We start from the raw sequence: 10129 nt of genomic DNA, 5'->3' as shown, positions 1-10129 counted from the left end.
CACGCTCAATCGCCTCCGCCAGCAACAGCGCGCGCAGATGGGCGACAAGTTCGACCCAACCATTTTCGACAAACCCGAGTTCAAGCAGCATGTCCTGGACGAGTTGATCGGTCAGCAATTGCTGCTGCAGGCCAACGAAGACCTTGGCATGCGCGTATCCGACCAGTCGTTGCGCGACACCATTGCATCGATGCCAGCGTTTCAGGTCGACGGCAAATTCAATGGCGACATGTACCGCGCGCAGTTGGCGGGTGCAGGCATGACGCCGGAGATGTATCAGGAGAGCGTGCGCAACTCGCTGGAAGGCAGCCTACTGCCGGATGCCATCAGCGGCAGCACCATCATTACGCCCGCGGATATCGACCGCTATCTGGACATCCAGATGCAGCGTCGCGACATCCGTTACTTCATACTGCCGCGTCCGACGCCTGCAGACAGCCAGGTTACAGATGCGCAAGTAGCGGATTACTACAAGGCGCACCAGGCGGATTTCATGAATCCGGAACAGGTGTCGCTGAAGTACGTCGAAGTCAACGGCGCGGATCTGAAAGCCGATACGCAGCCCACCGAAGAAGACTTGAAGAAGCGCTACCAGGCGGAGATTTCGCGTTTCGGCATGCCGGAGGAGCGCGAGGTCTCGCATATCCTGATCAATGTGCCGAAGAACGCTACGCCGGCGCAGCAGAAAGCGGCCTTGGACAAGGCGGAAAAGATCGCTGCCGAAGCCACGCCTGCCAATTTCGCCAAGCTGGCGCAGCAGGATTCGGATGACTTGGGTTCGAAGCTGCAGGGCGGCGATCTGGGCTGGTTGCAGAAGGGCGTCACCAATGCCGCGTTCGACGCTGCGATGTTTTCCATGCAGAAGGGGCAGATCTCCAAGCCCGTGCTGTCCGACGAGGGCTACCACATCATCTACTTGCGCGACGTCCGCAGCGGCCAGACCAAGCCGTTCGAGCAAGTGCGTGACGAGTTGCTGAAGGAAGCCACTGCAGGCGAGCAGGACCGCGTTTATAACGAGACTGCAGGCAAGATGACCGATCTGACCTCGCAGAACCCTGGCTCCCTTGAGCCGGCTGCGCAGGCCCTGCATCTTGAGATCAAGCAAACGCCGCTGTTCAGCCGCGACGGCGGGCAGGGGATTGCCGCCAATCCCAAGGTGATTGCTGCCGCGTTCTCCAACGACGTGCTCGCATCGGGTAACAACTCCGGGCTGATCAACCTCGGCAAGAGCGATTCCGTGGTGATACGCGTCGACAAGCACGTACCGGCCTCGGCCAAGCCGATCGCGGAAGTGCACGATGCGATCGTGAAGAAGATTCTCGACGAGCGCATCGCCGAAGCGGCGCGCCAGAAGGCCGACGTGCTGGTGCAGCGCCTGAGCAAGGGCGAGGACATCGCGGCACTTGCCAACGCCGAGCATGCCGACCTGCAGACCGCCAAGCAGATACAGCGCGTGCCGCAGCCGGGGCAGAACGTGCCACTGCCCGTGCTCACGCAGGCATTCAAGACCCCGCATCCTGCTGCGGACGGCAAGCCGCAGTACGCCAGTGTTGCACTGGACCGTGGTACGTACGCAGTGCTGGCTCTGGACAAAGTGGAGGCTGGCGATCTTTCCAAGCTGACCGCCGATGACCGTCAACAGCTTTATCGTCAGATGGTGCAGGTTTATGGCGGAGTGGAAACGCAGGGCTTCGTCGATATGCTCAAGGCGAAGACCAAGATCGAGATTGCCAAGGATCGTATGTAACGGCCGCACATGCGGCTTTGCCAAAAAAGCGGCTCCTACGAGCCGCTTTTTTTGTGCCATACATCGGTCTACGGAATTATCGGCGCAATTACTGATGGTTTGGTGGGTCGAGCTTCAGCACCTGGCCCGGCTTCAGCGTTTTACCGTGCAAATGGTTCAGTCGTTCGAGCGTGTTGACACTGATCGAATAGTTATGTGCGATCTGCCAAAGACTTTCGCCGGATTTCACCACATGCGTCCTGCTATGACGCGGCGCCTCGTCCTGGATGGATTGCGCCGGTGTGTCGGCATACATGGCCGGCAACGGCGTATTGGGAGAAGCGCTCGCCATCATGCCCTGTGCGTTGGCAATCTGCATGGCATTGCGCAACAGTTCTGCGTTATGGTGCGGCATCAACAGATGCCCGGGCGCGTCAGCACTGAGAAAGTTGGTTTGCAACGCGGGGTTCAACCGTTTCAGATCGTCGGCTTCCATGCCGGCGTGATCCGCGGCGGCGGACAGTGTCATGTCATGATGTATCTGCACGGTTTCCAGGTGTTGATCGGCCGGCAGCGTGGGAAGCTCGACATGGAAGCGCGATGGGTCGCGCACTACACAGGAAATCGCCAGCAACTTGGTGAGATGTTCACGCGTGACCTTAGGTACCGGCCACTTGGGAATGGCGGGCTCGTCTGGCGGTAGTCCATGCTGTTGCACCATGCGGCGCACGCCGTTTTCGCCGCGATTGAACGCATAATCGACCAGACGCCAGTCGTGCAGCTGGTCATAGTAGTCGCGAAGCATATGCATGACGCCATCCGTTGCAGCGGAGGTGTCCAGGCGCCCGTCGTAGCTATGGTCCACGGGCAGGCCCATCACGCGCGCCGTGCTCTGCACGAGCTGCCACATGCCGGCTGGCAGATTGCGGTGGCCTGGCACCGGCCGATATTGGCTTTCCACCCACGGCAATAGCACGAACTCGCCGGCCACCCCGTATTTCTCGGCCGCCTGCTGCACATAGATGACTTGCGGCAGGGCGTCGGTCATTTGTTGCTCGAAGCGCTGTGGGCTTTGCGTATAGCGATGGGCCCACACCAGGATCTGCGGATCCGCATCGCAATCGGCCATTGCAAAGCTGCCGCGCAGTTTGTCCCACACATCGGTCCCCGTTTCCTCGGGCGTGGCAGGAGACGACGAGGCCGGCGGCGCAGGCGACGGCGCTGCCGGCGGCGGGTTCGGTGCCGGGCTGACCGTTGCCGGGATAGATGGGGCCGGTTTGTTCGCAGGTGGCGTTGCGCACGCCGCCAGCAAAGAGGTCAAGGCAACAGGCAGAAGTCGTCGTGTGTAACTCATGCCCGAAACACATCCTTGGCCGAGCGCAAGGCAGCGAAACGGGCGACAGGATCATCGTTGGCCGCACCGTGTCGACGGCACCAATCAATGACGGCTTCGCTGTCCACGCGCAGGAATGGATTGCAGGCAAGTTCACTCGACAGCGTTGCCGGTACGCTCGGCTGCCGCTTCGCACGCAGCCTTGCCACGTCGTCCAGGCGTTGCTGCAGGGCCGTGTTGTCGGGTTCCACCGTTTGCGCGAAGCGCCCGTTTGCGGCGGTGTACTCATGTCCGCAACAGACCAGCAGGTTACCCGGCAACGACGCCAAGCGCTGGAGCGATGAAAGCATTTGCGCAGGCGTGCCTTCGAACAGCCGGCCGCAGCCGAGACTGAACAGCGTATCGCCGCACAGCAACACGCCTTCGCCCGCGTACACGATATGGCTGAGCGTGTGCCCCGGCACCGCGATGATCTGCAAACGCGCCGCCGGCTTGGCGAGCTCAAGTGTGTCGCCATCGTGCACGCGATGGGTAGCTACCGTGATGCGCTCGTCATCCGGCGCGTAAACGGGCGCTCCGTGAGCCGCCCGTAGGGCCGCAGCCCCGCCGATGTGGTCGTCGTGATGATGGGTCAGCAAAATCGCGCGCAGCTTGAGCTTGCGTGCGTAGAGGGCTTCTTCTACCGGCGCCGCTTCGCCGGGATCAACGACGATGGCGTGGCCGTCGTCGTCATGCAATAGCCAGATATAGTTGTCGGCAAGCGCCGGTAACGGTACGACGTGCAAGGGCGTTCTCCGCTCTGTTGCGTTGGCTCATGCGGCGATCTGCCCGCACGCAACAAGCCAGTGCATCCTTCGTATCGACTGGCGCAGGCGTCCAGGCATGCGCGAGATCGCCGACTATATCGCCCGGAGCCTCCGCGATCGTTAGATGGGCGTTAATCCACCCATCCTGCGAAAGCCATTACGGCATGGTTCGTCTTTGTAAAGCCAACCGCTAAACTCTCTCCCCATGCTTTTGACAGGCCTCCTGTAGATGCCACAGCGCGCCCAAGACATTTACGCAAGTGCGCCCATGCGTGGTCTGCTGGCAGAGGAAAGCGTGGCCTACATGCCCGACGTTCGCCGTTGTGCCGGCAGCCGGGCGTTATTGCTATCCGCTGCGGCGGACGACGGGCCGCCAAATCCGCCTTACCTGGGCCAGTGGGTCACCCTGCGCCTTGCCGAGGGGCGTTTTCAGGGCGATGTGTCCGCGTGCGCTGACGAGCCCCTGCCGTTCGTGGACGGCGCCTTCGACCTGATCCTGCTGCGCCACGCACTGGAACTGGCGCCGCTGTCGCTGGACGAGATCGTGCGTGTGCTGGTGCCAGGTGGATTGTTGGTACTCACAGGTGTCAGCCCATTGAGCGGGTGGACCCCCTGGTGGCTGTGGCGGACGCGTGGTGGTGCCGCGCATGCCAGGTCACCCATTCAGCTTGCGGCACGCCTGCGCCGGTCGGAAGTGCAGGTGGAGCGCGTGCAGCGCGTGGGCACATGGCTGCCGCTTGCTTCCGCTGTTCCCGGCAGGGCGCATGGTTGGTTGGGTGGCGGCTATGTGCTGGTGGCGCGCAAACGTGGTCCTGCCAGCGCGCCTACCCGGCTGCGGCCCAAGCCCGTTGCCGCACCGGTGCGGGCTGGCCTTGCGCCGGGCGCACGGCGCAGTTCGGTAAGCTGACAACACATCATCGAGACGGAACAACGGAGCGGAACGAGTGGCGGAAGTGGAAGCGTTTACCGACGGCGCGTGCCTCGGCAATCCTGGTCCGGGAGGATGGGCGGCCTTGTTGAGAGCGAAAGGCACCGAGCGGTTGCTGAGCGGTGGCGAGGCGCAAACCACCAACAATCGCATGGAGTTGCTGGCTGCCATTCAAGCCCTGGAGGCGCTCAAGCGCCCTTGCCAGGTTGTGCTCACCACGGATTCCCGCTACGTGATGCAGGGCATCGAGGAATGGGTGCCGCGCTGGATCAGCAACGGCTGGCGTACCGCCGACAAGAAGCCGGTGAAAAATCAGGACTTGTGGCAGCGGCTGTCCGCTGCCGCCGCACCCCACAAAATTCGCTGGGAGTGGGTGCGCGGCCATAGCGGGCACGATGAAAACGAACGCGTGGATCAAGCCGCGCGGCAACAAGCAGAGCAATTCAGGAAATTGGCATGAGGCAAATCGTTCTCGATACCGAAACCACGGGCCTTGAAGTGCGCCAGGGCCATCGCCTGATCGAAATCGCCTGCGTGGAGATGGTGGAGCGCAGGCTGACCGGGCGCCACTACCAGACATATCTCAATCCGGAGCGCGCTATCGATGAAGGCGCACGCGAAGTCACCGGCATCGCCGATGAATTCCTGCTCGACAAGCCGCGCTTCCACGAAATCGTGGATGAGTTTCTAGCCTTTATCGAAGGCGCCGAACTGGTCATTCACAACGCGGCGTTCGACGTGGGTTTTCTCGACGCCGAATTGGCGCGCGCCGGCACGCATTACGGGTGTATCGCCGATCGCTGCAACGTGTTGGACACGTTGCTGATGGCGCGCGAACGCTACCCGGGGCAGCGCAACAGCCTGGATGCCTTGTGCAAACGCCTCGGTGTCGACAACTCCGCACGCGATCTGCACGGCGGCTTGATCGACGCACAACTATTGGCCGACGTCTATTTGGCGATGACGTCGGGCCAGGTGGTGCTGGACCTCGGCTTTGAAGGAGGAACGGAAACCACCGGAACACGTGCGGTGATTGCTCCCTTGGTCTTATCGCGGCGGCCGCGTGTGCTGCGCGCCAGCGAAGAGGAAATCGGTGCGCATTTGAAGCGTTTGGATGCGCTGGACAAAGGTGCCGGCGGCCAGTCCGTGTGGCGCAAGCAAGAAGCGGAAGCTTGATCGCTCGCGTTATTTGTTCAAGTAGGCTGGATGCGCATTGATCGTGCTCGCAGGAACCTAATGGATCCTTGCGAGGATCGCCGTCACATTATCGCTGCCGCCGGCTTCGAGCGCGGCGAGCAGCAAATGATCAAGGCATTCCTGTGCCGCCAGATCGCGCCGGCCGATGGTTTCTGCAAGGCGGTCGTCGCTCACTTCTTCAGTGAGTCCGTCGCTGCACACCAGAAAGCTCATGCCCGGTTCGAGCCGGCCTTTCGCCATGCTGATATGCAACTGCTCGAGCGCGGTGATGCCTAGGGCCTGCGTAAGGATATTGCGTTGAGGATGACGCTTGGCCTGCGCTTCATCGATGGTGCCGGCCTCCACTAGCCGCTGCACCAGCGAATGATCATGAGTGATCCGGCGCAAACCGCTTTTCCACTGATAGATACGGCTATCGCCCACCCAGGCTACCTCGTAGTTTTGCTCGATAAACCGAATGGCGGCCACGGTGGTGCCCATCGGCAACGCATCGTCATAGCGCTGCGCATGTTCCAGCAAGCGTGCCGCGGCACCGTGTACGGCTTCGGCCAATGATTTCCCTTTGCGCACCGAGTCCACGATGGCATCTCGTGCCATCGCCGAAGCTACTTCGCCATGCTGATGGCCGCCCATGCCGTCAGCGACCAGAAACAGGCCAAGCGCCGCGTCGGCGTAGTAGGTGTCTTCGTTGCGCGCGCGGCGCAAACCGACATGGGTTCCGTGTCCAAATTCGATCATGGGCGTCCGCCGGGTAGAAGCGCGCAGCATGCCGGATGTGGCGGCATGGCGCAAAAAAAGCCTGCGGCTGTCCAAATTTGTTCCAGACAAATTTGTCGAACCAGTGGTTTCTCTTGGCAACCGTCCTCTCCGCTACACATAAAAACACGCACGATGGGCGCTTTTTAGGGGCGGAGAGGGTGGGATTGCTCGGCCCATCCATGGGCCTCGCCCCTCCGCGCTACGCGCTCCGGGGCCAGCCTGCGGCTGTCCAAATTTGTTCCAGACAAATTTGTCGAACCAGTGGTTTCTCTTGGCAACCACCCTCTCCGCCACACAAAAAAAAAAGCCCGTGCGGGCGTTTTTTTATGTGTGGCGGAGAGGGTGGGATTCGAACCCACGGTACGCTTACACGTACGCCTGATTTCGAGTCAGGTACACAAGCCAACACTTTCAACGCTTCAGAGCGATTTATTTTAGGTGATACGCCTTCCTAAGTCACTGTTTTGGCGAAGTACATGAAAATATTTTAGGTAGATTGAGGGGCCATCAATCATTAGACGTCGCCTGGTGTGGTCACCCTCGGCAAGCTTAGGTCGTACACATTCATCATCGCCGGCGTGACGTGCCCACTGGCTTCTTGCTTCTCCGCCCGGGTGCCCTTGGTGTCGGTTATGCCTTTGCGTTTCAGGTCATGGATACCGAAGCGCTGGTCCTCGGTGATCACCCCCTTGGCGATCGCGTCCCGCATCATCCGGCCCCACAAGGTGTTCAGCGCGCGCCGGGTGATGGCTTCGCCCTTGGCATTGACGAGGCGAAGGCGATCTTGTGCCCGAATGGGCTCGACTTTCCCCGGCCTGCTCCATATCCGCTTGCGCCGCTCGCCCGCAGCCGTCCAGGCCGCCCGTAGGCGGGGAGACCACAATACGAGGGTATCTCGGGATCCTTTCCGGCGATTGGTCTGAATCCCATCCTCAAACTCGTCCGCATCGTTCAGCGTGAGCACCTCAATCCCACGCAAGCGCATGAGGTAGGCCAGCTCCATGAAAATCCAGAGGTAGTCCTCGTAGTTCGCCTGGGCGAACTGCAGGATAGCCATGTGCGCATTCGGCACCGGCAGCCGCCGCAGTTTTCGCTCTTTGGGGGATTCGAGGCCTTTGGCTGGGTTCTCAGCGCACCGGCCGCGGGCGTATCCCCAGCTGAAGGCACGCCGGATATAACGGAGCAAGTGTGCAGCTTTTGAAGGATGCTCGGCCCCGATCTTGTCGACCAGCCGCTGGAGAAAGGCTGGCGAGATATCCACCAAGCGTACGCTGCCTAGCATCCCCGCTTTGGTCTTGTAGGTGCGCACGAGGTTTAGTTGCGCCTCGTAGTCGCGCTTGGTGTTGTCAGACAGGGCCTTGTATTGCGGGCTACCGTGAAAGTGATCACACAGCCACTCCAAGGTGCCGGTCCGGACACCGTTGACCTCTTCCAGCGCTGACAGGATGACCGAGAGACGCGCATCCGCGGCGGCAAGCTTCCGCCACTTCGCCTTTCCCATGACCTGCACGAAGGTGTACCAGACGCGGCTCTTGCGGTCCCAGTAGACGCCCTGCGGCAAATCCTGCTGGCGGATGTGCTTTGGAAGGGTCGGATCGGTCAAGCGCTTGCGGCCCCTACGGCTCATACGTCGTCCGCTCCGAGCTTGCGAGCTGCTGGCGCTCCCGCCTGAATCCCCCCAGCCTGGTTGATCAATGAGATCGTCGTCCACGGTCGACCATGCTTCCCCGGAAACCACACAATGCCCGCCTGCGTCAGGGCGCGCTTGAGGGCGGCGTCCTGGTCGTAGCCCGTGACCTGGGCCAGCTCGTCGGCGGTGATGAGGGCGTCGTGTATCACGGCTCAGCGACCCTCGGCAATGCTCGGGAGCACATGGTCAGTACCCTAGCGCCGTGAATAGGCCGCTGATGAAAGCTTGCTGGCGTTCATCGTTGAGAGTCCGCTGCTGTCCTGGCAGGAAAGCGGATTCCAGCAACAACGCAGTCTCTTCATCGCCCGTGAAAAGCAGCATGTGACGCTGCCCATCTTTGACTAACCACTTCGCGCGGATGCGCACGGTCCACGTGCGGATTGAAAGTTCTGGGTCAGCTGCCTTGTAGCAGACTGGTGCAATTGGAGGCATAACCACCAACATCAGGTATTGGTGGTCATGAAGCATTTTCTCTGCCCATGTTTGCAGCGAAAACACCGTGATTGGCTGCATGTCTTCGGTGTAAATCACATGCCTCATGACGTGCGTCCATCTGGGATTACCTGAATCCGCTGGAATATCTCGGCCGAGTACGGCGCCCATTGCGTCGGCCCATATTCGTTGTCTGCTGCCTGATTCAGGATGTAGGCGTTTTGCTCCGTGCTGTCGGCATCAATGAATGCCCATGGGAACGCACCGCATGATTCCGGCTTATCACCGAACTCTCCAACCCAGAAACCAGGTGTGATGGCGTCGTTGCCCCAACGTAGAAGGATCACGCGGCCATCGCGCGGAGCACTCTCCATGGGTTTCCAAGCAACCGTTGCTGGTGCGGGATCGTCTTCTGGCACCAGAGCGATGCCGGACATGTCGACCTGCTTGTCGCCAAGGAACACGTGGTCATAGCCAGCTTCGCGCAACTTCGCAGCGATCTCGGCGAACGTGCTTGGCTTGACTTCCATGTTCACGACGGTATGTGTACTGGTTAGCTTAGTCATGTGCTGGTGCCTTGCAGTAGGTATCGAGAATCACCCATTGAAGGATGCCTATAAACTCGCGCAGCCAAAGCCCGGTGTCGTCCAACACCTTGGCATGAATGCACCCGTCGTTCGCCGATTCGATAAGCAGGATGATTCGCTTGGGGTTTAGCATTGAATCCGTGGCGTGCTTCTCTTCGATCTGGTCGGCAAGTGTCCGAAGACGCCGAGCGAAGTCAGCGGGAGTAAGGCAGCGGTTGTTGCCGATGTGGGTGACCTTAGGCATCACGCAACCTCCAATCGCTTGAACTCGATCACCCACACCCAAGGATCTTCCTTCCAGGAACCGATGCCGTTGAGCTGTTCCCACAGGGCTTCGAAGAGGCGGCGCGGTGAAGGTGGGTTCGGAATCGATCGCTCACCGGCAAGCGCCGCAGACACGCGCATCCGGTGATCGGTGAAGTGGTCGTTGATCCACTGCTCCGGCAGCGTCATCACGCCTTCGGCAATGGCATCGAGCGTGCTGATGGACTGCAGCCGCTCGATGCGTACATCCGTGATCTCAAGCACCGTGCGCGCCGCCCAGCGAGGCATGAAGCGTGCGTGTCGGTAGCGGCCGACACTGTTATCCGATGTCCATCCCCACTCAGTCCATAAGCGCCCATCGTTACGCGCGCCATCGGCTTCGTACTGTATCGGACACCAGATATCGC

12 protein-coding genes and 1 pseudogene are annotated in these 10129 nt (G+C 60.7%); 4 read left to right on the top strand and 9 right to left on the bottom strand.

Features of this window, described 5'->3' with window-relative positions:
- Window positions 1-1747 (top strand): peptidyl-prolyl cis-trans isomerase (locus VMA74_RS20740; protein WP_325370479.1); only part of this gene is annotated, 1747 nt, incomplete at its 5' end.
- An 88-nt stretch (window positions 1748-1835) separates the two neighbouring features.
- Here the strand turns inward: VMA74_RS20740 and VMA74_RS20735 are convergent.
- Together VMA74_RS20735 and gloB are read right to left on the bottom strand one after the other, a co-directional pair.
- On the bottom strand, window positions 1836-3080 hold the full coding sequence (locus tag VMA74_RS20735; RefSeq protein ID WP_325370477.1) for a LysM peptidoglycan-binding domain-containing protein: 1245 nt from the start codon (window positions 3078-3080) through the stop codon (window positions 1836-1838).
- Window positions 3077-3844 (bottom strand): hydroxyacylglutathione hydrolase, encoded by a 768-nt coding sequence (gene gloB / locus VMA74_RS20730; RefSeq protein WP_325370475.1) that lies wholly within the window; start codon window positions 3842-3844, stop codon window positions 3077-3079. Before gloB ends, VMA74_RS20735 begins: the two co-directional genes overlap by 4 nt.
- 289 nt (window positions 3845-4133) lie before the next feature.
- Between gloB and VMA74_RS20725 the strand changes: the two genes are divergently transcribed.
- The 3 genes from VMA74_RS20725 to dnaQ are packed head-to-tail and all read left to right on the top strand — an operon-like array spanning window position 4134 to window position 5969.
- Complete coding sequence (locus tag VMA74_RS20725) at window positions 4134-4772, top strand: methyltransferase domain-containing protein (protein WP_325370473.1); 639 nt, start codon at window positions 4134-4136, stop codon at window positions 4770-4772.
- A 37-nt stretch (window positions 4773-4809) separates the two neighbouring features.
- On the top strand, window positions 4810-5253 hold the full coding sequence (rnhA, locus tag VMA74_RS20720) for a ribonuclease HI (protein WP_325370471.1): 444 nt from the start codon (window positions 4810-4812) through the stop codon (window positions 5251-5253).
- Complete coding sequence (dnaQ, locus tag VMA74_RS20715) at window positions 5250-5969, top strand: DNA polymerase III subunit epsilon (RefSeq protein WP_325370469.1); 720 nt, start codon at window positions 5250-5252, stop codon at window positions 5967-5969. Before rnhA ends, dnaQ begins: the two co-directional genes overlap by 4 nt.
- A gap of 57 nt (window positions 5970-6026) precedes the next feature.
- On the opposite strand, the gene VMA74_RS20710 is transcribed toward dnaQ, so the two are convergent.
- The 7 genes and pseudogenes from VMA74_RS20710 to VMA74_RS20685 form a co-directional block, all read right to left on the bottom strand.
- Window positions 6027-6728, bottom strand: a complete 702-nt coding sequence (locus tag VMA74_RS20710) for a PP2C family protein-serine/threonine phosphatase (protein WP_325370467.1) — start codon at window positions 6726-6728, stop codon at window positions 6027-6029.
- 535 nt (window positions 6729-7263) lie between these two features.
- Window positions 7264-8352: an integrase gene (locus VMA74_RS20705; RefSeq protein WP_325370465.1), complete on the bottom strand. Its 1089-nt coding sequence runs from the start codon at window positions 8350-8352 to the stop codon at window positions 7264-7266.
- A gap of 20 nt (window positions 8353-8372) precedes the next feature.
- Window positions 8373-8588, bottom strand: coding sequence for a DUF4224 domain-containing protein (locus VMA74_RS21675; RefSeq protein WP_414649648.1), 216 nt, complete (start codon window positions 8586-8588; stop codon window positions 8373-8375).
- A gap of 37 nt (window positions 8589-8625) precedes the next feature.
- Window positions 8626-8979 carry a hypothetical protein gene (locus tag VMA74_RS20700; RefSeq protein WP_325370464.1) on the bottom strand — a complete coding sequence of 118 codons (354 nt, stop codon included), beginning with the start codon at window positions 8977-8979 and terminating at the stop codon, window positions 8626-8628.
- A complete protein-coding gene (locus VMA74_RS20695) occupies window positions 8976-9437 on the bottom strand; it encodes a hypothetical protein (RefSeq protein WP_325370462.1) in 462 nt (153 codons plus the stop codon). The genes VMA74_RS20700 and VMA74_RS20695 overlap by 4 nt, the downstream gene beginning before the upstream one ends.
- Window positions 9430-9702 (bottom strand): hypothetical protein, encoded by a 273-nt coding sequence (locus VMA74_RS20690; protein ID WP_325370461.1) that lies wholly within the window; start codon window positions 9700-9702, stop codon window positions 9430-9432. Before VMA74_RS20690 ends, VMA74_RS20695 begins: the two co-directional genes overlap by 8 nt.
- Window positions 9702-10129: pseudogene (locus tag VMA74_RS20685) on the bottom strand (hypothetical protein); the annotation flags it as partial. The gene VMA74_RS20690 and the pseudogene VMA74_RS20685, both read right to left, overlap by 1 nt.

This window comes from Dyella sp. (genome assembly GCF_035508675.1).
Classification (GTDB): Bacteria; Pseudomonadota; Gammaproteobacteria; order Xanthomonadales; family Rhodanobacteraceae; genus Dyella_B.
Note: the sequence above shows the minus strand (reverse complement) of the source record. Positions and strands in the feature narration are given on the sequence as shown.